This window comes from Nonomuraea sp. NPDC004702, assembly GCF_053601695.1.
Genome location: NZ_JBSGCE010000027.1, coordinates 23759 through 48200, shown reverse-complemented (window position 1 = coordinate 48200; position 24442 = coordinate 23759). Strand labels below are relative to the sequence as shown.

The following is a 24442-nucleotide window of genomic DNA, read 5'->3' as shown; positions in this document are numbered from 1 at the left end:
TTACCCCGAGATGTCCGAGCCCGTGGTTGCCTCCGGCGGTGGCCGGGTAGGCGAGCGCCTATGGACATCACCCTGCAGGTGAACGGCGTGCCGCACACCGTGGCCGTCGACCCCAGGATCTCCTTGCTCGACCTGCTGCGCGAACGGCTCGGCCTGACCGGCTCCAAGAAGGGCTGCGACCACGGCCAGTGCGGCGCGTGCACGGTGCTCATCGACGGCCGCCGGGCCAACTCCTGCCTGGCGCTGGCCGTGGCGGTGGACGGCAGCGAGATCGTCACCGTGGAGGGGCTGGCCTCGGGCGAGCAGCTGCATCCGCTGCAGGCCGCGTTCATCGAGCACGACGCCTTCCAGTGCGGCTACTGCACACCCGGCCAGCTCTGCTCGGCGGTCGGCATGCTGGGCGAGCCGGGTCCGAGCGCCGTCACCGCCGACCTCCTCCTCGACCCGGCCCTGACGCCCGAGGAGATCAGGGAACGCATGAGCGGCAACCTGTGCCGGTGCGGCGCCTATCCCGGCATCGTGGCCGCGATCGGCGAGGTGGCCCGGTGAAGCCGTTCGACTACGTCCGCGCCCAGAGCCCGTCCGACGCGGTCGGCCGGTACGGCCCCGGCACGATGTACCTGGGCGGCGGCACCAACCTGGTCGACCTCATGCGCCTCGGCGTGGCCGCCCCCGACCACCTCGTGGACGTCAGCCGCCTGCCGCTGGACGCCGTCGAGCCCGTACGCGACCGGCTGCGGATCGGCGCGGCCGTGCGCAACAGCGACCTGGCGGCCGACCCGCTCGTCCGCGCCCGCTACCCGATGCTCGCCAGGGCCGTGCTGACCGGCGCCTCCGGCCAGGTCAGGAACATGGCCACGGTGGCCGGCAACCTGCTGCAACGCACCCGCTGCCCCTACTTCCAGGACGTCACCAGGCCGTGCAACAAGCGCGAGCCCGGCACCGGCTGCCCCGCGATCGAGGGTGACCACAGCAATTTGGCCGTGCTCGGCGCCTCGGACGCCTGCGTGGCCACCCACCCCTCGGACATGGCCGTGGCGCTGGCCGCGCTCGACGCCGAGGTGCACGTCACCGGCCCGGCCGGCGACCGGATCATCCCCATGCCCGGCCTGCACCGCCTGCCCGGCGACGCGCCGGAGCGCGACACCGTGCTCGAACCCGGCATGCTGATCACCGCCGTCGAGCTGCCCGCGCCGCCGCCGGGCGCCTCCCTCTACCGCAAGGTGCGCGAGCGGGCCTCGTTCGCGTTCGCGCTGGTGTCCATCGCCGCCGTGCTCGACGTGCGCTGGGACGGCGTGGTCACCGGCTGCCGCATCGCGCTCGGCGGCGTGGCCCACGCGCCCTGGCGGGCCGAACGCGCCGAACGGGAGATCATCGGCGGCCCCGCCACGGGGGAGGCTTACCTGCGGGCCGCCGAGGCCGAGCTCGACCAGGCCCGCCCGCTGCCGCGCAACGCGTACAAGCTGCCGCTGGCGCGCAACCTGATCGTCCGCACGCTGGAGGAGCTGACGCCGTGAACCGCATCGAGGGGCGCGTCAAGGTCACGGGGCTGGCCACGTACGCCGCCGAGTACCCGGTCGAGGGCGTCGCCTACTGCTACCCGGTGCAGTCCACGGTCGCCAGGGGCCGGGTGACCGGGGTGGACGCCGGGCCGGCGCTGGCCATGCCGGGCGTGCTCGCCGTGCTGTCCGTCGAGGACCCGCCCGACCTGGCCGAGGACGCGGACCCCGAGCTGGCGCTGTTCCGCTCCCGGGACGTCGTCTACCGGGGCCAGCTCGTGGCCGCCGTCGTCGCCGGCACCTACGACCAGGCCCGCGCCGCCGCCGACGCCGTCCGCGTCGCCTACGAACCGCAGGCCCACGACGTGCGCCTGCGCGCCGACCACCCGGACCTCTACCGGCCCGAGAAGGTCAACCCGAACCTGCCGCCCGACACCGGCAAGGGCGACGTGGAGGCCGGGCTGGCCGCCGCCGCGTCCGCCGTGGACGTGACGTACACGACGCCGCCCCTGCACAACAACGCGATGGAGCCGCACGCCGCGGTGGCCGTGTGGGCCGACGACGGCCGGCTGCTGGTCTACGACTCGACCCAGGGCACCAGCGGCGACCGGGACAGCATCGCCAAGACCCTCGGCCTGCCCGCCGAGCGGGTGCGGGTGGTGTCCAGGCACGTCGGCGGCGGCTTCGGCTCCAAGGGCACCACCAGGCCGAACGCCGTGCTCGCCGCCCTGGCCGCCCGGGCCGCCGGCCGCCCGGTCAAGGTCGTCTTCACCCGGCAGCAGATGTTCGACCTCACCGGCTACCGCACGCCCACCGTCCAGCGGCTGCGGCTCGGCGCGGACGCCGACGGCCGGCTCACCGCGGTCGAGCACACGGCGTACGTGCAGACCAGCAGGATCGTCGAGTTCGCCGAGCAGGCCGCCACCCCGGGCCGCGTCATGTACGCCACGCCCGCGCTGCGCACCGCGCACCGGCTCGTCCGCCTCGACGTCGCCACCCCGTCCTGGATGCGCGCCCCCGGCGAGTGCCCCGGCATGTACGCCCTGGAGTCGGCGATGGACGAGCTGGCCGAGGCGGCCGGGATCGACCCCGTCGAGCTGCGCATCCGCAACGAGCCCACGACCGAGCCGGACGGCGGGCTGCCGTTCAGCTCCCGCAGCCTGGTGACCTGCCTGCGCGAGGGCGCCCGCCGCTTCGGCTGGGACCGCCGCGACCCGGCGCCCGGCGTCCGGCGCGAGGGGGAGTGGCTGGTCGGCACCGGCGTGGCCGCCTCCACCTACCCGGCCAGACGCGGCCCTTCGCAGGCCACCGCGACCGTGCGCGACGGCGACTTCGTCATCCGGGTGGCCGCCGCCGACATCGGCACCGGCGCCCGGACCGTGCTCACCAGGATCGCGGCCGACTGCCTCGGCGTCGCCCCCGACCGGGTGCACGTCGAGCTCGGCGACAGCGACCTGCCGAAGGCCCCCGTCGCGGGCGGCTCGATGGGCACGGCGTCGTGGGGCTCGGCCGTCGTACGGGCCTGCGAGGCGCTGCGGGCCGACGGCGGCGAGGGGACCGCCGACACCACCGAGGAGGTCAAGGCGGACGAGGAGCTGGCCAGGCACGCCTTCGGCGCCCAGTTCGCCGAGGTCAGGGTCAGCTCCGTGACGGGCGAGATCCGCCTGTCGCGCCTGCTCGGCGTGTTCGCCGCCGGCCGCATCCTGGACGCCAGGCTGGCCAGGTCGCAGTTCGTCGGCGGCATGACCATGGGCATGGGGATGGCGCTGATGGAGGAGACGCTGACCGACGACGAGTTCGGCGGCTTCCTGCACCGCGACCTGGCCCAGTACCATGTGCCGGCCTGCGCCGACGTGCCGGCGATCGAGGCCGTCTGGATCGACGAGCAGGACGGCCTGCTCAACCCGATGGGCTCCAAGGGCATCGGCGAGATCGGCATCGTGGGCACCGCCGCCGCGATCGGCAACGCCGTTCACCACGCCACCGGCCGGCGGGTGCGCGACCTGCCCATCACCCCCGCCAAGATCCTCAGCTGACCCCGCCATCCATGTTTCGACCGGCCTCCGCCAAGGAAGAGGGGAACATCCAACAAGGAGGCCGAGTGAAGAACGAGTCGCACGAGGAACGCGCCGACCGCAACTTCGTCGAACTGCTGCAGGGCGCCCGCGTCGCGGTGACCGGCGTGCAGGTGCTGTTCGCGTTCCTGCTGACCGTCCCCTTCTCGCCCGGCTTCGTCAAGCTGGACCAGACCGACCGCTGGCTCTACTTCGCCGCGCTGGTCAGCGCCGCCGTCGCGTCGATCTGCTACATCGCGCCGACCGCCCAGCACCGCGTGCTGTTCCGGCAGGGCCACAAGGAGAGGCTGGTACGCCGGTCCAACACCTACGGCCTGTTAGGAGCGCTCGCCCTGGTGGTGTCGATGACCACGGCCACCATGCTGGTGATCGACTACCTGTTCCACTCCACCCTCGCCTGGGTCACCGCCGGCATCCTGGCCGGGCTGGCCGCCTGGACCTGGTTCGGCCAGCCCGCCCTCGACCGCAGGGGCGATCAGTCCTCCTCCGAGGGCGGCATCTCGGTCTCGTCCCGCGACGACTGACGCGAGTAGGCCGCCCGCCCCACCATGTACGCCGCCACCGACACCGTGATCACCTGCGAGGCCCCCACGATCAGCAGCGGCCCGGCGTTCCACCAGGTGGGCCGGTGCAGCCACATCGCGGCCAGCACCAGCAGCACGCCGAGCACCTGCGGCTTGGTGCCGGCGTGCATCCGGTCGAGCGTCGTGCGGAAGCGCACCAGCCCGGCGCCCGCCGACAACGCCAGCACGGCCCCGAGCACCAGGCAGACCGCCGCCGCGATCTCCATCACGCTGCCCATCACGCTGTCCGTCACGCTCACCCCGACCGCCCCGGGAAGAACCGGGCCAGCGACACCGAGCCCACGAACCCCAGCAACGACAGCACCTGGAGCACCGGCAGGTCGGAGTAGTCGTCCCTGACCACCGCGAACAGCCCGACCGCGCACATCGCCAGCGACGTCAGCACGTCGAGGGCGACCGCGCGGTCCAGCATCGACGGCCCGCGCCCCACCCGCCACAACGCCGCCGCCGCCCCGCCGCCCAGCAGCGCGATCGTCACCAGGTACACCGCGCTCACCGCAGCTCCTCCCGGTCCGCGCGGGTGCCGAACGCGGCCACGATGCGCGACTCCAGCGCGGCCAGGTCCCTGCGAACCGCGTCCGGGACGCCCTCTCCGGCCAGCCCCAGCACGTGCAGCATCAGCTCTCTCCTGTCCATGTACGCCTCCACCACCAGGCTCCCCGGCATCGTGGACAACGCCACCATGATCATCACGGTCATCGACTCCGACGACGTGCGCAGCCGCACCAGGACCAGCTGCGTGGGCGGATCGCCGGGCCGCACCACCCACGCCACCACCCGCACGGTCGAGAGCAGCATGTCCCACCCGAACCACAGCAGGAACCGCGCCAGCGGCAGCGGCCGCACCCTGATCCCCGGGTCCAGGACGGGCAGCGGCAGCAGCCACGTCACCACCAGCGCGGTCGCCAGGCCGCCCAGCACGTTCCCCGCCGACAGCTCGCCCCACAGCGTCACCCACACCAGCGTCAGCCACGCCACCAGCGGCAGCGGCACCCGCCGGCCGAACAGCCGCGGCGCGAGCACGCCGCCGCTCACCGCCGCGTCCCCAGCACGGCGGTGATGTACGTCTGCCGCTCGCTCAGCTCCGTGGCCACCCGCTGCGTCAGCGCCGCCAGCGGCCCGGCCAGCACCGTGAACGACAGCCCCAGCGCCACCAGCGCCGCCGTCGCGCCCAGCAGCACGGGCGGCAGCGCCGTCGTCGTCACCACCGGCTCCTCACCCGTCGCCTCCTCGCTCTCCATCACCTGGCCCAGCCGCTCCTCGCGCGGCGCGCGCCAGAACGCCTTGCCCCACGTCTTGGCGATCGCGTACAGCGTCAGCAGGCTCGTCAGCAGCCCGCCCGCCACCAGCACGAGCGCCGCCGGGCCGCCCTTGTCCAGGCCCGCCTGCACCAGCAGCAGCTTGCCCAGGAACCCCGACATCGGCGGGATGCCCGACAGGTTCATCGCGGGCACGAAGAACAGCACGCCCAGCACCGGCGCGGTCCTCATCAGCCCGCCCAGCCGGTTGACCGACGTGGTGCCGGTGCGCCGCTCGATCAGCCCCGTCACCAGGAACAGGCTCGTCTGCACGGTGATGTGGTGGACGATGTAGAACACCGCGCCCGCCAGTCCCGCCACCGTCGACAGCGCCACCCCGAACACCATGTAGCCGATGTGGCTGACCAGCGTGAAGGACAACATGCGCTTGATGTCGGTCTGCGCCACCGCGCCCAGGACGCCGGCCAGCATCGTGGCCAGCGCCACCGCCATCAGCAGCGTGGAGACCGGCCCGCCGGGGAACAGCAGCGCCTCCAGCCGGATGATCGCGTACACGCCGACCTTCGTGAGCAGCCCGGCGAACACGGCCGTGGCCGGCGCGGGCGCGGTCGGGTAGGAGTCCGGCAGCCACGCCGACACCGGGAAGATCGCCGCCTTGATCGCGAACGCCAGCAGCAGCGTCAGCTCGACCAGCAGCTTGACCTGCTCGGGCAGCGTGCCGAAGCGCTCGGCGAGCTGCGCCATCGACAACGTGCCCGTCGCGCCGTAGGTCACCGCCAGCGCGATCAGGAACAACATCGACGACGCCAGCGCCATCAGCGTGTACGTGGCCCCCGCCCGCATCCTGGACTCGGTCCCGCCGAAGGTCAGCAGCACGTACGAGCCGCTCAGCAGCATCTCGAAAGCGACGAACAGGTTGAACAGGTCACCGGACAGGAACGCGTCCGCCACGCCCGCCACCATGACCAGGAACGCCGGATGGAAGATCGCCATCGGCGCGTCGTGCTCGGCCTCGTCGTAGGCGTTGGCGATCGAGTACACCATCACGCAGAGCGTCACCGCCGACGACACCACCAGCACCAGCGTCGAGAGCCGGTCGGCCACCAGGCAGATCCCGACCGGCGAGGCCCAGCCGCCCAGCTCGGTCACCAGCGGGCCGTGCGTGTCGGCGTGCGCGAGCAGCAGCACCGACACCGCCAGCGAGATGCCCAGCGTGGTGAGGCTGATGGCCGACTGCAGGTGCCGCAGCCGGCCGCCGATCGCCAGCTTGATCCCGGCCGCCAGCAGCGGCAGCAGCACCGGCACGCACACCAGCCCGCGCAGCTCGACCAGGTCACCCACGGGCCCCGCCCTTGCCTGCCACTAGTCGTCGCCCTCCAGTTCGGGGTCGTTGGCGAGCGCCTGGCGGGCCCGCTCCTCGCGGATGGCCGCGCGCATCTGCCTGCGGGCGTCGCGCTGCCTGGCCTTGATCCGCTGGCGCAGCTCCCTCTCGCCGGCCGCCTGCTCGGCCCGCCGCCGGGTGTGCTCGCGGCGCAGCTCGTCGATGCGCTCGGCGTTGTCGCCGGCCGTGGCCTCCTCGTCCGGCGCGTCCCGCTGCCCGGCCTCCTCGAAGCCGCGTTGCAGCTCCTCCTCCGACAGCCCTTCGGCCATCCGGGTGCGCATCCACTCCTCCAGCTCGGTGTGCACGCGGGCGATCCGCCGTTCCAGGTCGGCCTCCTGCAGCCGCTCCCGCTCGGCCTGCTCGGCCTCCAGCCGGGCCAGCTCCGCCCGCTGCTCCACGACCAGCCGCCGGTAGGCGTCCTGGCGGGTGCGCAGGGCGTGGCTCAGCTCGCCGCGCCTGGCCCGCAGCCGCACGCGCCGGTCCTCGGTGTCGTCCTGGACCTCGTCGCTGCCGGTGAGCTGCCACGACCGGTGCACCATGGCCAGCACGAACGCCGTCACGCCCAGGGTGATGACGATGGCGGTGAGCACCATCGCCTGCGGCAGCGGATCGGCCATGTCCGCCACCGGCGTGCTGCCCAGGATGGGCGGCCCGCCGGCGTTCCCGCCCGCGGTGACGATCAGCAGGTTCACGCCGTTGCCCAGCACGACCACCCCGGCCAGCACCCGCACCAGGCTCCGCTCCAGCAGCAGCGTCACACCGGTCGTGATCATCACGCAGCAGCACAGGAACGGCGCCAGGGAGATCGTCACGCGCTCTCCTCCGCCTCGATCTGCCGGTCCAGCTCGGCGCCGAGGCCGCGCAGCACGTCCTGGACCATGCCGGTGACCGAGACGTACACGCCGAGGTCGAACAGCAGGCCCGTGGACACGTGCAGGCTGCCGACCAGCGGCAGGTGCACGTCGGCCGCCAGCATGTCCAGCGCCGCCCGCCCGAACAGCAGCCCGGCCAGCGCCGTGCCGGTCGACAGGGTCAGCCCGGCGCCCATCAGCACGCCCGCGTGCACCGGGACCGCCGCGGCCAGCTCGTACCGGCCGCCGGCCAGGTAGCGCACGGTGATCGCCAGCCCGGCCACGATGCCGCCGGCGAACCCGCCGCCGACCCCGCTGTGCCCGACGAACAGCAGGAACACCGAGAGCACCAGCACCGTGTGGAAGGTCAGCCGGGCCGCCACCTCGAAGGCCACGGCCCGCTGGCCGCGCGGCAGCGTCGAGGACAACCAGTGCGTGCGCTCGGCGGGCACCCGGCCGCGGTCGTCCCGCTCGATCTCGTACGTCCGGCGCCGCAGGAACACCAGGCTCGTCACGCCCAGCGTCAGCACGACCAGCACCGTGCTCTCGCCCATCGTGTCCCAGGCCCGGATGTCCAGGATGATCGCGCTGACGATGTTGCGCGCCCCCGCCTCGCGCGCCGCGGCGGGCATCAGCGACCCGACGGCCCAGGTGCTCCGCGCGCTGGTGGCCAGCATGCCCGCCCCGGTCACCACCACCCCCACGGCCAGCCCGAGCCCGAACCGGAACAGCCGCGGCAGCCGCGCCCTGACCGGGGTCACCGGCAGCCGCCGCAGCACCAGGGCGAACACCACCAGGGCCAGCGTCTCGGCCAGGAACTGGGTCAGCGCCAGGTCGGGCGAGCCGTGCGCGAGGAACAGCAGCGCGGTGCCGTACCCGATGACGCCGACGACCACGGCCAGCAGGATGTAGGCGCGGGCGAACAGCGCCAGCGCCGCCGACGCGGTGATCAGGACCGCCAGCACCGGCTGCTCCACGCGCTCCCAGGCGACGACCGGCACGTCCAGGTGCGGCACGCCGCCGTAGGCGACGGCGAACACGCCGACGCCGGTGGTGGCGGCCAGCGTGAGCAGCAGGTAGTCGGGCAGCGAACCGCGCTGGACGAAGCCCGTGGCCTGGACGGCGAACCGGTCCAGCCGGCGGACGAGCGACCAGAAGAGCTGCGTCGAGTCCAGCACGTGCAGCGCCGCGCCCGCCCTGGCCACCGGTTCCCTGGCCAGGAACAGCAGCACCCCGGCCGCCAGCGCCACCGCCGACAGCAGCAGCGCGGGGGACAGGCCGGCCCAGATCGCCAGGTGCGTGGCGTGGCCGGGGTCGCGGAAGGTGCCGGTGTAGCCCGACATCGCGCCGCCGTACCAGGAGGCGAAGGGCGCCAGCGCCAGGCCGAGCACCGCCAGCAGCGCGGCGGGCGCGAACATGGCCGCCGCCGTCCGGTGCGCCGGCGTGGCCGGCACGCCGGGCTTGGCGGCGAAGGCCCCCCACAGGAACCGCAGCGTGTACGCCGCCGTCAGCGCCGACCCCGCCACCACCCCCGCCAGCACGAGCGGCCGGTCCAGCAGCGACTCCAGCGCCGCCTCCTTGCCGGCGAACCCCGCGAACGGCGGCAGCCCCGCCATCGACGCCCCCGCCAGCACCGCGGCCGCGCACACCCACGGCATCGACCGGCCGACCCCGCTCAGCTCGCGCAGCTCACGGGTGCCGGTCGCATGGTCGACGACGCCCACGACCAGGAACAGCGCGGCCTTGAACAGCGCGTGCGCGGCCAGCATGCCCACCCCGGCCAGCGCCGCGCCCCGGGTGCCCACGCCGAACAGCGTGATCAGGAAACCGAGCTGGCTGACCGTGCCGTAGGCCAGCAGCCGTTTCAGGTCCGTCTCGCGCAGCGCCCGCCAGCCGCCCAGCAGCATCGTCAGCACGCCGAGCGGCACCGCGACCGCCCGCCACAGCGGCACGTCCCCGAACGCCGGCCCGAGCCTGGCCACCAGGTACACCCCGGCCTTGACCATGGCCGCCGCGTGCAGGTACGCCGACACCGGCGTCGGCGCCGCCATCGCGGCCGGCAGCCACGTGCTGAACGGGAAGATCGCCGACTTCGACAGCGCCCCGGCCAGCACCAGCACCAGCCCGGCGGCCAGCGGGCCCGCCTGCGGCGGCCGGGCGACGACCCCCGACAGCGCGTACGTGCCCGCCGCCTGCCCGACCACCACGAACCCGGCCAGCATCGCCAGCCCGCCCAGCGTGGTCACCGTCAGCGCCTTCATCGCGGCCCGCCGGCCCGCCCGGCTCTCCGGGTCGTAGCCGATCAGCAGGTAGGAGAAGACGGTGGTCAGCTCCCAGAAGACGTACAGCAGGAGCAGGTTGTCGGCCGTGACCAGCCCCAGCATCGACCCGGCGAAGGCGGCCATCGCGCCGCCGTAGCGGCCCAGCCCGTCGTCGCCGGCCGGGAAGTAGCGCACGCTGTAGACCAGGACCAGCACGCCCACACCGGTGACCAGCGCCATCATCAGCAGGGTCAGCGAGTCGGCCCGGAAGGACAGCTCCAGCCCGAGCGCGGGCGCCCAGCGGGTGTCCTCCCGCGCCGGCAGCCCCCGCACCCCCAGCCACACCGTGTACGCGAAACCGGCGCCGGGCGCCACGGCCAGCAGCAGGAAGGAGGCCCGTCCCATGCGCCGGGCCAGCCAGGGAGCGCAGACCGCCGCGAGCGCGTGCAGGACCAGCAGCGACTCCATGGGCTCCTCGGGCGGGAATTTCCGGCTACGTCCGCCCAATCTCTCCCGCCCGGTCGTGCCCGCCGCGCAGGCGCGGCCAGGGTTGACCCGAACGTCACCAGTCCCTCACCCGCCCATGAGCGGGTGAGGGAGCGGGGCCCACGCCCTCAGACCCTCGCGCAGGCTCCCGGGCGCGGCGCGCGAGCCGTGATCACGTACCGGTCGATCTGCCGGTCCAGGCAGGACGAGCTTCCCTTGTACGCCGTGTGCCCGTCGCCGTCGTGGGTCAGCAGCACGCCGTGCTCCAGCTGCCCGGCCAGCCGCCTGGCCAGCTCGTACGGCGTGGCCGGGTCACGCGTCGTGCCCACCACCACGATCGGCGGCGACCCGTGGGCGCGCACCTTCCTGGTGAACCCCTTGCCCTTGACCGGCCAGTACGCGCAGCGCTGCTCGGGATGGTCCAGGCAGTTGACGGCCGTCAGCGCCTCGGTGCTGTTGTCGTAGCTGCCGTCGGGACGGCGTCCGTGGTTGACGTCGGCCAGGGCGAGCATGGCCGTGCCGTCGCCCTTGAAGGCGAGGGTGAGCGCCTGGCGCAGGTAGGGCCAGCTGTCCCTGGCGTACATGGCCTGGTTGACGCCCGCGCGCAGGATGGCCTCGTTGACCTGCCTGCTGTCGCCGTCGTTGCGCAGCGGCGCCCGGTCGGCCCGCTTGTAGAGCGCCTCCAGCCGCCTGGTCGCGGCGGCGACGGTGTGCCGGGGGAACGGGCAGTCCCTGGCCCTGAAGCAGTCGCGCAGGAACGACTCGCGGGCCAGCCGGAACCCCCGCTCCTGCGCCGCGCCGAACTCGGCCAGCGTCTGGCCGGGGTCCTCGGCGCCGTCGAGCACCATGGCGCGGATCCGGGTGGGGAACAGGTCGGCGTAGCGGGCGCCCAGGTAGGTGCCGTAGGAGAAGCCGAAGTAGGTCAGGCGGGCCTCGCGCAGGGCGGCCCGCATCACGTCCAGGTCGCGGGCCACCTCGCCGGTGCCGACGTGCGCGAGCAGCTGCTTGCCGGAGTTGGTGGCGCAGCCCTGGGCGAAGATCTTCATCCACGCCTTGGCCCGCTTGACCTCGGCCGCGTTGTCGGGGGTGGGGTCGGCGGCGAAGTAGGCGTCCAGGCCGAGGGGGGACAGGCAGCGCACGGGGGCGGAGGCGCCCACGCCGCGCGGGTCGAAGCTGACCACGTCGAAGTGCTGCCGGACGGCGGCCGACATGACGGTCTTGTCGGCCTTCAAGATGGTCGTGCCGGCGCCGCCGGGGCCGCCGAAGTTCAGCACGATCGAGCCGATCCGCCGGCCGGTCGCGGGCAGCCGGACCATGGCGATCCCGATCCGCCGGCCGCCGGGCTTCGCGTAGTCGAGGGGCACCGTCAATTTCGCGCACTGGAACCCGCTGCCGCACCCCGACCAGGCCAGGCGTTGACCGTAATAGGCGTTGAGCCCGCCGTTCGCGGCCGCGGCCGCGGCTCCGGAGAGGCCGGCCGCGGCGATCAGACCTGCGAGTACGGGGGAAAGAATCGTGATTAAACGTCGCATAATCAAAAGTTGACGGGAATACCTTGCGAGCCCCTTTAAGCGTGGTGGCACAGATCATTTGCAAGAAGCGCGCCGGGCTGGGTATCGAGCAGGTCATCCGCACGACTACCAGGGGGAACAGGCCGCCATGTCGAAGCAGAACCGTCCCGTCGAGGGCGAGCACAAATACGAGCAGCACGTCACCTCGACCGACGAGCACGAGGAGCGGCCCGGCCGCAGCCTCGTCACCACCGACCACGACGTGATCCAGGAATGGGCGCAGGAACGCGGCGCCAAGCCCGCGACCGTGCCCGGCACCGAGCACCAGGGCAGGGCGGGCGTGCTCCGCTTCGACTTCCCCGGCTACGGCGGGGACGACCTGGCGGAGATCACCTGGGAGGAGTGGTTCGAGACCTTCGACCAGCGGAAGCTGAACTTCATCTACCAGGAGCACAAGAAGGACGGCAAGCAGAGCAACTTCTTCCGGCTGGAGAACCCGGACCGCGAGGACGCCTGAACCCCGGAGGGGCGGGCCCGCCCCCGCCCGCCCGCCGGACTCAGCCGCTCCTGGAGAAGCCCGCCGTCCGGCCGCGCTCAGGAAGGGCCGTCGTTCAGCCGCCTTCGGAGACCCGGCGGGTGACCTCGTCGGCCAGCCGGTCGAGGGAGCGGTCGAGCAGCTCGCGCACCTCGCCGACCCTGGCGCTGGAGGCGGGCTCGTCGAGCAGCGACAGGTGCACGGTCACCTCGCTCGTGCCGGCCGCCGAGTCGGACACCTGCAGCCAGCCCGCGTAGTCGGGGTGGTCGCGGCCGCCCCACTCCACCCGGAGCTGGTCCTCCTGGGCGCGGAACAGCCCCTCGTGCCGCCCGCTGCCGGGCACCAGCTCGCCGCCCGCCTCGACGGTGCCCGCCCCGCCGTCGCCGACCCACAACCCCTGCGGCAGCCACCGGTCCATCAGCTCGACGTCGGACGCCACCCCGAACACGATCATGCTGTCGGCCGGCATCCCGCGCGTCGCCTCGATCTCCGCCATCACAGGCCCCCGTCCTCCCCGTATGCCGCCGTACCGGGCGCGGACCGCGCCGCCTGCCACCGGCAGCCGAACGCGGCGACCATACCCGTGGCATCTGCTCGCAAACCGGCCCCCGCGGTGCCCGTCTCTGCCACTACGGTGGCTCCGGTGAAACCGCGGCGAGAGGGGAGAACGGCGCGATGGCGGAGCTGCCACGAGTGCCGCCGGAGATGTTCCGGTTCGCCACCACTGAGCGGGCGGATCTGCACACGGCCCTCCTCGGCGTCCTCGGCGCCGCCGCCGAGCGCCTGGAGCCCGCGCTGACCGCCGGCGAGGTCCGCGACCGGCTGCGCGACCGCGGCTGGTACGCCCCCGTCGGCGACCACGACCTCACCGGCGCGCTGCGGCAGCTCGCCGGCTGGCGGCTGGTCGAGGTCGTCTTCGACCACGCCGCCGGCTTCGCCACCGCCGAGGAGTACGAACGCGGGAACCTGCGCTACGCCCTGACCGCCCAGGGCGAGGCCGCCCACGCCGGGCTGCGGCAGGCGTCGGCGACGCTGGCCACCGCGACACTTTCCTCGGGGGGCGCGCTCCACACCGCCGTGCTCGACGCCGTCGCCGACCGGCTGGAGGAGCTGGAGGCGCTGCTGGCCGACCCCGACCCCGGCCGCGACCGACGGGTGTTCACCTGCCTGCGGGAGCTGGAGTGCGACCTCGACGGGCTGCGCCGCGACACCGTGCGGCTCAACGGCGAGCTGCGGCGGCTGCTGCGCGCCGACGGCGCCGGCGTTGGCACGTTCCACGAGGCCGAGGCGGCCACGGTGGCCTACCTTCAGGAGTTCCTGACCGGGCTGGAGCAGCGCGGCGAGACGGTGGCGCGGGCGCTGCGCGGCGTGGCCGCCCGGGGCGTCGGCGTCCTGCACACCCGGGCCCTGGCCGGCGCCGACCTGCCCCGGATCCCCGGAACCGACCCGGCCACGCCGTGGCTGGCCGCCCGCGCCGCCGCCTGGGCCGAACTGCGCCAGTGGTTCGACCCGGCCCTCGTCCCGGCCCCCGAGAGCGGCGGCACCAGAAGCGGCGGCACCGGGAGCGGGGGGACCGGGAGCGGCGGCACCGGGAGTGGCGGCACCGGGAGCGGCGGCACCGGGAGTGGCGGGACCGGGAGCGGGGGGACCGGGAGCGGGGGCGGGCCCCGGTTGCGGCGGCTGCAGGAGGTCGCGGGCGAGGCCATCGTCACCCTGCTCGGGCTGCTCGACCGCGTCACCGCCGCCCGCCGCCCCGCCTCCGGCGCCGCCGCCGACTTCCGCGCGCTGGCCCGCTGGTTCGCCACCGCGCCGGCCGAGGACGACGCCCACCGCCTCTGGGACGCCGCCTTCGGCCTCGGCCCCGCCCGGCACGCCCACCTCGGGCACGCCGACGCCGAGCTCGTCCCGGCCGGGACGAGCTGGGCGGAGGCCGGGCCGGTGGCGGTCTCGGCGCTGCTGCGCTCGCGGGGCAGGACCGAGCGCATGGGCCGTACCGGGCGGGTGCGCGACGTGGCCGCCCTGCGCGCCGAGCGCCGCGCCCGCGCCGAGAAGGAGCACGCCGGGCTGGAGGCCGCCTGGCGGGCGCTGGCCACCACCGGCTCGGTCCGGCTGTCCCAGCTCGGCACGCTCGACCACGACACCCTCGGCCGGCTGCTCGACCTGCTGGGCCGGGCCCTGGCCGCCCGTCCCGACGCCACCGGCCTGCGCCGGGCCGTCACCTCCGACGGCCGGGTCGAGGTCGTCCTGCGGGCCCCCGGCGACGGCGCGGTCGCGGTGCTGCGCACCTCCGAGGGCTGGTTCCGCGGCCCCGACTACCTGCTCGACGTGCGCTCCCCGGGCGCCCGCGACCACGGGAGGGCCGAAGGGGCATGAGCAGCCTGGCCAACCAGCTCGTCAGGGCCGAGAAGGAGGAGATCGCCCGCGCGATCAGGACCCTCCTCGCCCGGCCCTTCCTGACGGCGGACGACGAGCCCGCCGCCTTCGCGGTGATCAGGAAACGGCGGGAGCCGCTGACCCGGTGGTTCGACTACTTCTGCGGCTGGCGGCTGGTCGTGGAGCCCCGCGAGGGCTACGCCCGCCTGGTCAAGGTCGGGTCGCGGCCGACGGCCACCCGCCCGGCCCGCCGCCGCGCCGGCGGCCCGCCGTTCGACCGCCGCCGCTACACACTGCTGTGCCTGTGCGCGGCCGAACTGCTCGCCGCGCCGGTCACCACGATCGGCATGCTGGCCGGACGGGTGGCGCGGGCGGCGGCGGTCGAGCCCGGCGTGCCGCCGTTCGACCCGGTCAGCGCCGACGAGCGGGCCGCCTTCGTCGACGCGCTCGAACTGCTCGAACGGCACGGCGCGCTCACCCCCACCGACGGCACGACCGACGCCTACCTCGGCGACGAGGAGGCCAAGGTGCTCTACCGCGTGGACACCACCCGCGTGATCAGGCTGCTGGCCGCGCCCGTCCCGCCCTCCCGCCTGCCCGGCGCGGCCGGCGACCCGGCGGCTCCCACCGTGGCTCCCACCGTGGCTCCCACCGCGGCGCTCACCGTCGAGGCCCGTTACGGCGGCGACGAGCCCACGGAGACCCAGCGCGCCCTGTGGGCCCGCCACTCCGTCATCCGCCGCCTGCTCGACGAGCCCGTCGTCTACCGCGACGAGCTGACCCACGCCCAGGCCGCCTACGCCGCCTCGCTCACCGGCCGCCGGATGATCCGCAGGGCCGCCGAGGAGGCCGGGTTCGTGCTGGAGGAACGCGCCGAGGGGCTGCTGCTCGTCGACACCGAAGCCGTCGCCACCGACACGAGGTTCCCCGACGACGGCGGCCCCGCAAAGGTCGCCGCCCTGCTGCTGCTCGACCTGCTGGTCACCGCCGGTCCGCTGCCCGCCGGACGCCTCGACGAGGAGGCCGCCGAGCTGCTGCGGCGCTTCCCCCAGTGGGCCAGGGCCTACCAGTCGGACGGCGGCGCGCCCCGCCTCGCGGCCGACGCGCTGGAGGCGCTCGCCATGTTCGGGCTGGCCCGCCGCACCGGCGACCGGGTGGCCGCCCTGCCCGCCGGAGCCCGCTACCGGGTCGATCGCGGCCCGGCCGACACGGAGGACGCATGACCGTCACCGAGCTCACGCCCGCCCGCACCGCCCCGGGCATGGACCGGCGCTGGATGCCCGTACGCGCCGGGATCCTCAACGTGTGGCGCTACCACGACGAGGTGTTCGAGTTCCACCGGGGCAGGCTGCTGCTGCGCGGGCCCAACGGCAGCGGCAAGTCCAAGGTGCTGGAACTGCTGCTGCCGTACGTGCTGGACGCCAGCCTCAAACCCAGCAGGCTGTCCACGTTCGGCGGCACCGAGCGGACCATGCACTGGAACCTCATGGGCGAGGGCGCGAGCGGCGTCACCCGCGTCGGCTACGTCTGGCTGGAGTTCCAGCACGCCGACGGCCGCTGGTTCACCTGCGGCGCCCGCCTCCAGGCCACCGCCCACACCAAGAACGTCACCGCCGCCTACTTCACCACCGGCTCCCGCGTCGGACTGCCCGGCGGCGTCCGGCTCACCGGCGACGGCGGCCAGCCGCTGACCAGGGCCCAGCTCGCCGACGAACTGGGCGAGGCCGGAACGGTCCACGAGTCCGCCGACGCCTACCGCGCCCTCGTGCGCCGCACCCTCTACACCGGGCTCAACGAGCAGCGCTACGACTGCCTGCTCACCGCGCTGCGCCAGCTGCGCACCCCCAAACTGTCCGAACGCCTCGACCCCGGCCTGCTGTCCGACCTGCTGTCCAGCGCCCTGCCGCCGCTCGGCGAGGGCGAGATCCACGAGATCGCCGACGGGTTCGAGCGGCTCGACCGGCAGCGCGAGGAGCTGCGCCTGCTCGACCGCGACGTGCAGGAGGCCGACCGGCTGGCCGACGTCCAGCGCGGCTACGCCCAGAAGGTGCTGCGCGCGGCCGCCGCCGCGGCCCTGGACGCCGGGCGGGCCGTCGACGCCCTCGCCGCCGAGGTCAAGGCCGGACGGGAGGCGCTCAAGCAGGCCGGCGACGAGCTGGCCGCCGCGGCCGTCCGGCTGTCGGAGGAGGAGGCGCAGGAGCTGGCCCTGGCCGCGCAGATCGACGGGCTGAAGGAGAGTGAGGCGTACCGGTCCGGGCGCGACCTGCACCGGCTGCGCACGCAGGCGCGCGAGGTGCACGAGTCGGCGGCCCGGCTGCGCGACCAGGCCGGGGCGGCGGCCCGCGGCGCGTCGGCCAGGCAGGAGCTGTCGTTGCGCGCGGCGGCCGTCGCCCGTGCCGCCACCGGCCTGGCCGACCGCGCCCGCGCCGAGGCCCGCCGGGCCGCCGAGCGCGCCGGGCTGCTCTCGGTCCACCTGGAGTGCGAACGCCCGGTTCCGGATCATTCGGGCGCTCAGCCGGGCGGCGAGGGGGAGCGGGGCGACGACGGCGAGGAGTCCGTGCGCCGTGCCCGCGAGCTGCTGCGCGCCGCCGTCACCAGCCGCGCCGGGCAGATCCGCGAGGTCGCGGCGGCGGCCGTCGAGCACGAGGAGGCGATCGGCCGCCGCACCACCGCCGAGCACGACCGCGACCGCGTCCGCGACGACCTGGCGGCCGCGACCGCCGCCCACGACCAGGCCGGCGCGACCCGCGACGAGCGCGCCCGCGACCTGGCCGCCGCCTTGGAGGAGTGGGCCCGCGGCTGCGCCCACCTCCGGCTCGACCCCGAGGAGCTGGCCGGCCTCGCCGACCGGTCCGACCAGGCCGACGAGCTGGTCGGCGCGGCGCGCACGGCGGCCGCGGTCCGGCTGGCCGCCCGCGAGCACCACCTGACCGGTCTGCGCGACCGGCTGCACGCCGAACGCGCCGAACTGGCCCGCGAACGCGAACGCCTGGCCGACCGGACCGCCCTGGAGCCGCCCCCCTCGCCCGTCCGCCCCGCCTCCCGCTCCGGACGGCCCGGCATGCCGCTGTGGCGGGCGCTCGCCTTCCGCTCGGGCGTCGACCCGGTCACCCAGGCGGGCGTCGAGGCGGCGCTCGAAGCCTCGGGCCTGCTCGACCTGTGGCTGCTGCCCGACGGCGGCATGGACCCCGGCGAGCACGACGCCTTCGCCGCCTCCGCCCTGGCCCGGCCCGCGCCCGGCCACAGCCTGGCCGCCGTGCTGTCCGCCCAGCCGGGCGCGCCCGTCTCGGCCGAGCGGGTGCTCGCGGGCGTCGCCTTCGCCCCTACGGCGCTCGGCCTCGACCACCCGGCGGCCGTCGGCGCCGACGGCACCTGGCGGCTCGGCCCGGCCGCCGGGCGCTGGGTCAAGCCGGAGCCCGCCTACATCGGCGACGCCGCCCGCGAGCGCGCCCTGCGCCGCCGCGTCGCCGAGCTGGACGACCGGCTCTCCGACCTGGCCGGCACGATCGCCGAGTGCGACCACCTGTTCAGGGTGCTGGCCGGCGACCGCGACACGCTCGCGGCCGAGCTGCGGCGGCGGCCCGACCGCAGGCCGTACGACGGGGCCGCGCGGGCGCTGGACGCGGCCGTGGCCAAGGTGGCCCTGCTGGAGGACCAGCTCCGCGCGCACGAGCAGCGCCTGCACGAGCGCGAGAAGGAGGTGGGCAGGTCGCTGCGCCGGCTCACCGAGCTGGCCGCCCGGCACGCCCTGCCCGCCGCCCGGCCCGCGCTCGACCGCCTGGAGGCCGCCCTGCGCGCCGCCGAGACCACCGGCGCCGTCTGGCACGACCGGCGCGGCGACGCCCGCGCGGCCAGGGAACGCGCCGGCCAGGCGGCCGAGACCGCCCGCGAGTACCAGGACCTGGCCGTACGGGCGATGGAACGGGCCGAGGAGGCGGCCGACGCGGCCGTCGTGCTGGCCGAGAAGCTGGCCGCCGTCGAGCCTGCGGCCGGCGGCGAGGACCTTGACCTGCTCGGCCGGCTCCAGGACGCCCAGACCGCCCACCAGGGCTGCCGCCGCCGGATCCGGACGATCCACGACGACACGGCCCGGCTCAACGCCCGCCTCGGACGGCTCAGGGGCGAGCTGGGTCAGGCCGAGGAGAAGCACGCCGAGGCCGGGCGCGTCCGCGAGGCGGTCTGCGAACGCCTGCGCCGCCTGCTGGCCGGCCACCTGGCCGCCGACGCCGGCCTGCCGGCCGGGCCCGCCCCCGACGCCGGGGTGCGGGCGGTGCTGGAGGCGGCCGGGGACGTGGCCGGGCGGCTCGCCGCGGTGCCCCACGAGCAGCGGACCGTCAGGGAGGCCGAGGCCCGCCTGCGGGACGCCTTCCACCACGCCAGGGAGGTCCTGGCCGGCCGCGCCGAGCTGGAGCTGGCCCCCGACGAGGATGTCCAGGTGCTGACCGCCACCGCCGGCGGCGTGCGGGCGGGCGCGGCGGCGCTGGGCAGGGCGCTGCGCGGCGAGCGCGACGAGCGGCGCGGCGACATCACCGAGGCCGAGCGCGACCTGTTCGACCGCACGCTCGCCGGTGACACGCGGCGGCACCTGGCCGACCGCATCCGCCAGGCCGCCGCGCTGGTCGAGGGCATGAACCAGCGGCTCGAACGCGTCCGGACGGCCTCGGGGGTCGCGGTGCGGCTGGTGTGGCAGGTCGATCCCACCCAGTCGCCGGCCACCCGGGCGGCCCGCGAGCTGCTGCTGCGCGACCCGGCCGGGCTGAGCGAGGCCGACCGCGAGGCCCTGTACGCCTTCTTCCGTGACCGCGTCGAGGAGGCGCGCGCCGACAACTCCTCGGCCGGCTGGGAGGACCAGCTCATGAAGGTGCTCGACTACACGTCCTGGCACCGGTTCGTGGTCCGCCTCGACCGCGGCGACGGCCAGGGCTGGCAGGACCTGACCAGGAAGCTGCACGGCGCCCTGTCCGGCGGCGAGAAGGCCATCGCCCTGCACCTGCCGCTGTTCGCCGCCGTGGCCGCCCACTACCGCACCGACCCCGGCTGCCCCCGGTTCATCCTGCTGGACGAGGTGTTCGTGGGCGTCGACCGGGCCAACCGCGGCCAGGTCTTCGACCTGCTGGTGAACCTCGGGCTCGACCTCGTGCTCACCTCCGACCACGAGTGGTGCGAATACCGCGAGCTGGACGGCATCGCCATCCACCAGCTCATCACCGGCGACGGCGACGACGCGGTGACCACGGCCCGCTTCGTGTGGAACGGCTACCGGACCGTCGCCACCGAGACCCTTGATTAGAAAGGTTCTTTACCACCAGCGATCGCGTCCGTATGGTGGGGGCAACCCTCGGGAGGCGGTCATGAAGATCCGCACCGCTGCGGTCGTGCTGACGACCCTGCTCGCCCTGTCGGTCCCTGCCTCGGTGACCGTCTCGCCCAGTGCCACGGCGGCGGCCGCCGTCGCCTTCGGCGCGATCGTGCCCGCTCCGGTGAGCGCGGTCCCGGCGGCGGGGGTGACGTACCTGATCACCGCCGCGACCGCCCTTTACTCCGACGCGCCCGAGGTGGGCGAGCAGCTCGCCGCGCGGTTGCGCCGCTCCACCGGCTATCCGGTCCCGATCGTGACCGCCCCGCCGGCGGACGGGATCGCGCTGCGGCTGGGCACGGTGGCCGGCGGTGAGGAGGCGTACCAGCTCGACGTGACCGCCACCGGGATCGTCGTGCTGGCCAACGCGCCCGCCGGGCTGTTCAACGGCGTGCAGACGCTGCGGCAACTGCTCCCGTACGCCGCCGAGGCCGGCACGGTGCAGCCGGGCCCCTGGCCGGTGCCCGGCGGGCGGGTCGTGGACCGGCCGCGCTACCCCTGGCGGGGCGCGATGCTCGACGTGGCCAGGCACTTCTTCCCGGTGGACGCGGTCGAGCGGTACCTCGACCAGATCGCGCTCTACAAGATCAACCGCCTGCACCTGCACCTGTCCGACGACCAGGGCTGGCGCATCGCGATCGACTCCTGGCCCCGGCTGGCCTCCTACGGCGGCGGCACGGCGGTCGGCGGCGATCCCGGCGGCTTCTACACCAAGGCCCAGTACCAGGAGATCGTCGCCTACGCCGCCGCGCGGAACATCACCGTGATCCCGGAGATCGACATGCCGGGGCACACCAACGCCGCCCTCGCCTCCTACGGCGAGCTCACCTGCGACGGCGTCGCCCCGCCGCGCTACACCGGCACGGACGTCGGGTTCAGCTCGCTGTGCACGTCCAAGGAGCTCACCTACACCTTCGTGGACCAGGTGATCGGCGAGCTGGCCGCGCTCACCCCGGGCCCGTACCTGCACATCGGCGGGGACGAGGCGTCCTCCACGACGCCGGCCGACTACCGGGCGTTCGTCGACCGGGCGCAGGGCATCGTGGCCGCCCACGGCAAGACCGTGATCGGCTGGCACGACGTCGTCAACGCCACCCCGCTGCCCTCCACGGTCGTCCAGTACTGGGGCAGCGACCCCACCGAGACGGCGGTCTCGACGGCGGGCCGGAAGGTCGTCATGTCCCCGGCGAGCCGCGCTTACCTGGACATGAAGTACAACCGGCGCACCCCGCTCGGCCAGACCTGGGCGGGCACGATCGAGGTCAAGGACGCCTACGGCTGGGATCCCGGCGCCTACCTCAGAAGGCTCCCGCCCGAGCAGGTGCTCGGCGTCGAGGCGCCGCTGTGGACCGAGACGCTCAGGACGTCGGCCGACCTCGAATACATGGCCTTCCCCCGCCTGCCCGCGCTCGCCGAACTGGGCTGGTCCCCTTCCGCCACGCGCGACTGGACCGCGTTCCGGCAGCGGCTGGGCGCGCAGGGCCCGCGCTGGCGCGTCATGGGGATCGCCTACTACCGCTCCACCCAGATCGCCTGGCCCTCCGGTTCGTAGGAGCCCCCTCAGGAGCTGCGCATGTCACGATCGATCAGATGCGTCCTGGCCGTGCTCGTCCTGCTGCTCGCCTCGGGGGTGGTGAGCGCCGGCAGCGCCGTCGCGGCGGCCGGTTCGACCGAGCTGGCCTCGGGCTGGGCGCTGCGCCCGGCCACCGGCCTCGCCGACACCGGCGCGGCGATCTCCACGCCCGGGTACGCCACCACCGGCTGGCACCCGGTCACCCTGCCCTCGACCGTCCTGGCCGGGCTGGTCGCGAACGGCGTCTACCAGGACGTCTACTTCGGCCAGAACCTCAAGAACGTGCCCGACCTGACCACCCAGGACTGGTGGTTCCGCGGCGAGTTCACCGCCCCGGCCACGGCCCCCGGCCAGGTGTACTGGCTGCGTTTCAAGGGCCTCAGCTACCGCGCCCAGATCTGGCTGAACGGCGTGCAGTTGGACGCCGCGGCCGTGGGCACGTTCGTCGGCCACGAGTACGACGCCACCGCCGCGATCCGGCCCGGCGCGGTCAACGCGCTGGCCGTCAAGGTCACCCCGCCGCGCCACGACTGCAAGGACCTGTCCACCTGCACGGTCGACTGGAACCCCGAGGCCCCCGACATGAACGCGGGCATCTGGAACACGACCCTGCTGGACACCACGGGCCCGGTGGCCCTGCGCGACCCGTACGTGCGGACCACCCTGTCCGGCGCCGCCGCCGACCTATCCGTCTACGTGGACGCCGTCAACGCGACGAACGCCCCCGTCACCACCACGGTCAGCGGCACGATCACCAAGGCGGGCCGGCCCGACCTCACCTTCTCCCAGGCCGTCACGCTGGCCGCCCGCGAGCGCAAGGAGGTCGCCTTCGCGCCCCTGCACGTGAGCGATCCGGTGCTGTGGTGGCCGTACCAGTTCGGCAGCCCCGAGCTGTACCGCCTGACGGTCAGCGCGGGCGCCTCCGACAGCAAGACCATCGACTTCGGCATCCGCCAGGTCACCGACTACCGCACCACCGTCAACGGCACCTCGTTCGCCGGATACAAGATCAACGGCCGGCCGATCCTGCTGCGCGGCGGCGGGTACGTGTGGGACCTGATGCAACGCTGGGACACCAGGACGAACGCCGCCCACATCGCCTACGTCAAGGACATGGGCCTGAACACCATCAGGCTGGAGGGCACCCTCGGCAACGAGGAACTGTACGACATGGCCGACAAGGCGGGCATCCTGGTCATGCCGGGCTTCGTCTGCTGCAGCGCCTGGGAGGACGACAGCGCCTGGACCGCCGAACAGGAACAGGTCGCCCGCGCCTCGCTGGACAGCCAGCTCCGCTCGCTGCGCCACCACGCCTCGGTGTTCCTGTGGACCTACGGCAGCGACCAGCCGCCGACGGCCGCGCACCTGGCCGCGTACAAGAGCGTGGCCACGGCCCTGCACTGGCAGAACCCCACCCTGGACAACGTCGCCACCTGGTCCAACGCCGACGCCGGCATGAAGATGGACGGCCCGTACGTGTGGGAGCCGCCGGTGCTGTGGTGGGACGAGAGCCGCAGCGGCGGCGCGTACGGCAGCACGGGGGAGGAGGGCACCGAGTCGCCACCGCCCCTGGAGACGCTGCAGCGCTTCCTCGCGCCCGCCGACGTCTGGCCCATCGGGACGGCGTACAACTACCACGCCGGCAAGCCGGGCAGCGTGTTCGACACCATCGCCCCCTACAGCACCGGCCTGGCCAAGCGCTACGGAACGCCCGCCTCCGCCGCCGACCAGTCCCGCAAGTCCGAGGCGCAGAACTACGAGAACGCCCGCGCCTTCTTCGAGGCGTGGAGCGCCAGGCAGCACGTGCGCTCGTTCGGCTCGATCTTCTGGATGCTGAACAACGCCTGGCCGTCGGTCCACTGGAACCTCTACGACTACTACCTCAAGCCCGGCGGCGGCTACTTCGGCACCAAGAAGGCCACCGAACCCGTGCACATCGCCTACGACTACCTGACCCGGGCCGTCCACGTGGTCAACTCGACCCTCACCACGCGCTCCGGGCTGACCGCCACGGTGTCCGTGCACAACCTGCCGGACCTGGCCCAGCAGTACACCGCCTCGGCCCCCGTCACCGCCACGGCCAACGCGGGCGTCCAGGTGCTGACGATCCCGGCGCTGACCGGGCTGTCGCGGACGTACCTGATCAGGCTCCAGCTCAAGGACGCCGCCGGCGCGAAGGTCAGCGACAACGTCTACTGGTACTCCACCGCGCCCGACACGCTCGGCAACAAGAGCAACTGGTACCGCACCACGCCGAAGACCTACGCCGACCTCACCGGCCTGAACGCCCTGCCCGCCGCCGACGTCGCCGCCACCGGCGTCCGCGCCGTCTCCGCCGGGACCGAGACCGTCACGATCACCCTGCGCAACCCGTCCGGCCTGGCCTTCCTCGTGCGCCCGGAGGTGGTCGCGGACGGGCGCGAGGTCGTCCCGGTGACCTACACCGACAACTACGTCACGCTGTGGCCGGGGGAGACCACGACCATCACGGCCACGTACCGCACGAGCGACCTCGGCGGCCGGCAGCCGGCGCTCCGCGTGCGCGGCTACAACGTCCCCACCACGACCGTCCCCCTCACCTGACCCGCCTCCCCGACCCCGAGGCCCGCCTTCTCCGTCCATCTCGCCTTCTCGTCCACCAGGCCCGCCGCCCCGGGCGGGATCCCGGTCGCTTGCCGGGGTCCCGCGCGGGCGGCGG

The 24442-nt window shown here is 74.5% G+C and carries 18 protein-coding genes; 10 read left to right on the top strand and 8 right to left on the bottom strand.

The window, feature by feature from the left end; genetic code table 11:
• The first annotated feature begins 60 nt into the window (after positions 1 to 60).
• From ACWEJ6_RS29490 to ACWEJ6_RS29475, 4 genes are all read left to right on the top strand, one after another.
• Positions 61 to 549, top strand: a complete 489-nt coding sequence (locus ACWEJ6_RS29490) for a (2Fe-2S)-binding protein (protein ID WP_357977060.1) — start codon at positions 61 to 63, stop codon at positions 547 to 549.
• A complete protein-coding gene (locus tag ACWEJ6_RS29485; protein ID WP_352351372.1) occupies positions 546 to 1517 on the top strand; it encodes an FAD binding domain-containing protein in 972 nt (323 codons plus the stop codon). The genes ACWEJ6_RS29490 and ACWEJ6_RS29485 overlap by 4 nt, the downstream gene beginning before the upstream one ends.
• Complete coding sequence (locus ACWEJ6_RS29480) at positions 1514 to 3535, top strand: xanthine dehydrogenase family protein molybdopterin-binding subunit (protein WP_452427906.1); 2022 nt, start codon at positions 1514 to 1516, stop codon at positions 3533 to 3535. The genes ACWEJ6_RS29485 and ACWEJ6_RS29480 overlap by 4 nt, the downstream gene beginning before the upstream one ends.
• A gap of 65 nt (positions 3536 to 3600) precedes the next feature.
• Entirely contained in the window at positions 3601 to 4098 is a 498-nt protein-coding gene (locus ACWEJ6_RS29475) for a DUF6328 family protein (protein ID WP_352327547.1), read from the top strand.
• On the opposite strand, the gene ACWEJ6_RS29470 is transcribed toward ACWEJ6_RS29475, so the two are convergent.
• The 7 genes from ACWEJ6_RS29470 to ACWEJ6_RS29440 form a co-directional block, all read right to left on the bottom strand.
• Positions 4050 to 4391, bottom strand: coding sequence for a cation:proton antiporter (locus ACWEJ6_RS29470; RefSeq protein WP_452427904.1), 342 nt, complete (start codon positions 4389 to 4391; stop codon positions 4050 to 4052). The two genes, ACWEJ6_RS29475 and ACWEJ6_RS29470, sit on opposite strands and share 49 nt — an antisense overlap.
• 2 nt (positions 4392 to 4393) lie before the next feature.
• Positions 4394 to 4654 (bottom strand): monovalent cation/H+ antiporter complex subunit F, encoded by a 261-nt coding sequence (locus ACWEJ6_RS29465; protein WP_352351365.1) that lies wholly within the window; start codon positions 4652 to 4654, stop codon positions 4394 to 4396.
• Entirely contained in the window at positions 4651 to 5193 is a 543-nt protein-coding gene (locus ACWEJ6_RS29460) for a Na+/H+ antiporter subunit E (protein WP_387669608.1), read from the bottom strand. The genes ACWEJ6_RS29465 and ACWEJ6_RS29460 overlap by 4 nt, the downstream gene beginning before the upstream one ends.
• Positions 5190 to 6758 (bottom strand): Na+/H+ antiporter subunit D, encoded by a 1569-nt coding sequence (locus ACWEJ6_RS29455; protein ID WP_397219523.1) that lies wholly within the window; start codon positions 6756 to 6758, stop codon positions 5190 to 5192. The genes ACWEJ6_RS29460 and ACWEJ6_RS29455 overlap by 4 nt, the downstream gene beginning before the upstream one ends.
• Positions 6759 to 6779: 21 nt before the next feature.
• The gene (locus tag ACWEJ6_RS29450; protein ID WP_452427901.1) at positions 6780 to 7610 is read right to left on the bottom strand and encodes a Na(+)/H(+) antiporter subunit C; all 831 of its coding nucleotides are present in this window, start codon (positions 7608 to 7610) and stop codon (positions 6780 to 6782) included.
• Positions 7607 to 10378, bottom strand: a complete 2772-nt coding sequence (locus ACWEJ6_RS29445) for a Na+/H+ antiporter subunit A (RefSeq protein ID WP_452427899.1) — start codon at positions 10376 to 10378, stop codon at positions 7607 to 7609. The genes ACWEJ6_RS29450 and ACWEJ6_RS29445 overlap by 4 nt, the downstream gene beginning before the upstream one ends.
• A gap of 146 nt (positions 10379 to 10524) precedes the next feature.
• Complete coding sequence (locus ACWEJ6_RS29440) at positions 10525 to 11928, bottom strand: alpha/beta hydrolase (RefSeq protein WP_452427897.1); 1404 nt, start codon at positions 11926 to 11928, stop codon at positions 10525 to 10527.
• Between the two features lie 127 nt (positions 11929 to 12055).
• On the opposite strand from ACWEJ6_RS29440, the gene ACWEJ6_RS29435 reads away from it, so the two are divergent.
• Entirely contained in the window at positions 12056 to 12424 is a 369-nt protein-coding gene (locus tag ACWEJ6_RS29435; protein WP_387669601.1) for a hypothetical protein, read from the top strand.
• Positions 12425 to 12518: 94 nt separating this feature from the next.
• On the opposite strand, the gene ACWEJ6_RS29430 is transcribed toward ACWEJ6_RS29435, so the two are convergent.
• On the bottom strand, positions 12519 to 12938 hold the full coding sequence (locus tag ACWEJ6_RS29430) for an SRPBCC family protein (protein WP_352330618.1): 420 nt from the start codon (positions 12936 to 12938) through the stop codon (positions 12519 to 12521).
• 179 nt (positions 12939 to 13117) lie between these two features.
• On the opposite strand from ACWEJ6_RS29430, the gene ACWEJ6_RS29425 reads away from it, so the two are divergent.
• From ACWEJ6_RS29425 to ACWEJ6_RS29405, 5 genes are all read left to right on the top strand, one after another.
• On the top strand, positions 13118 to 14815 hold the full coding sequence (locus tag ACWEJ6_RS29425; protein WP_452427895.1) for a TIGR02677 family protein: 1698 nt from the start codon (positions 13118 to 13120) through the stop codon (positions 14813 to 14815).
• A complete protein-coding gene (locus tag ACWEJ6_RS29420; RefSeq protein ID WP_452427893.1) occupies positions 14812 to 16038 on the top strand; it encodes a TIGR02678 family protein in 1227 nt (408 codons plus the stop codon). The genes ACWEJ6_RS29425 and ACWEJ6_RS29420 overlap by 4 nt, the downstream gene beginning before the upstream one ends.
• Positions 16035 to 20105 carry a TIGR02680 family protein gene (locus ACWEJ6_RS29415; RefSeq protein ID WP_452427891.1) on the top strand — a complete coding sequence of 1357 codons (4071 nt, stop codon included), beginning with the start codon at positions 16035 to 16037 and terminating at the stop codon, positions 20103 to 20105. The genes ACWEJ6_RS29420 and ACWEJ6_RS29415 overlap by 4 nt, the downstream gene beginning before the upstream one ends.
• A 61-nt stretch (positions 20106 to 20166) precedes the next feature.
• A complete protein-coding gene (locus ACWEJ6_RS29410) occupies positions 20167 to 21723 on the top strand; it encodes a beta-N-acetylhexosaminidase (RefSeq protein ID WP_452427889.1) in 1557 nt (518 codons plus the stop codon).
• A gap of 21 nt (positions 21724 to 21744) precedes the next feature.
• Positions 21745 to 24327, top strand: a complete 2583-nt coding sequence (locus ACWEJ6_RS29405) for a glycosyl hydrolase 2 galactose-binding domain-containing protein (protein ID WP_452427887.1) — start codon at positions 21745 to 21747, stop codon at positions 24325 to 24327.
• The last annotated feature ends 115 nt before the right edge of the window (positions 24328 to 24442 follow it).

Bases quoted from the DNA above. Each gene is read 5' to 3' on its own strand.
- ACWEJ6_RS29490 (WP_357977060.1), top strand. From the start codon at position 61: ATGGACATCACCCTGCAGGTGAACGGCGTGCCGCACACCGTGGCCGTC.
- ACWEJ6_RS29445 (WP_452427899.1), bottom strand. From the start codon at position 10,378: ATGGAGTCGCTGCTGGTCCTGCACGCGCTCGCGGCGGTCTGCGCTCCC.
- ACWEJ6_RS29440 (WP_452427897.1), bottom strand. From the start codon at position 11,928: ATGCGACGTTTAATCACGATTCTTTCCCCCGTACTCGCAGGTCTGATC.
- ACWEJ6_RS29435 (WP_387669601.1), top strand. From the start codon at position 12,056: ATGTCGAAGCAGAACCGTCCCGTCGAGGGCGAGCACAAATACGAGCAG.
- ACWEJ6_RS29430 (WP_352330618.1), bottom strand. From the start codon at position 12,938: ATGGCGGAGATCGAGGCGACGCGCGGGATGCCGGCCGACAGCATGATC.
- ACWEJ6_RS29425 (WP_452427895.1), top strand. From the start codon at position 13,118: ATGGCGGAGCTGCCACGAGTGCCGCCGGAGATGTTCCGGTTCGCCACC.
- ACWEJ6_RS29420 (WP_452427893.1), top strand. From the start codon at position 14,812: ATGAGCAGCCTGGCCAACCAGCTCGTCAGGGCCGAGAAGGAGGAGATC.
- ACWEJ6_RS29415 (WP_452427891.1), top strand. From the start codon at position 16,035: ATGACCGTCACCGAGCTCACGCCCGCCCGCACCGCCCCGGGCATGGAC.
- ACWEJ6_RS29410 (WP_452427889.1), top strand. From the start codon at position 20,167: ATGAAGATCCGCACCGCTGCGGTCGTGCTGACGACCCTGCTCGCCCTG.
- ACWEJ6_RS29405 (WP_452427887.1), top strand. From the start codon at position 21,745: ATGTCACGATCGATCAGATGCGTCCTGGCCGTGCTCGTCCTGCTGCTC.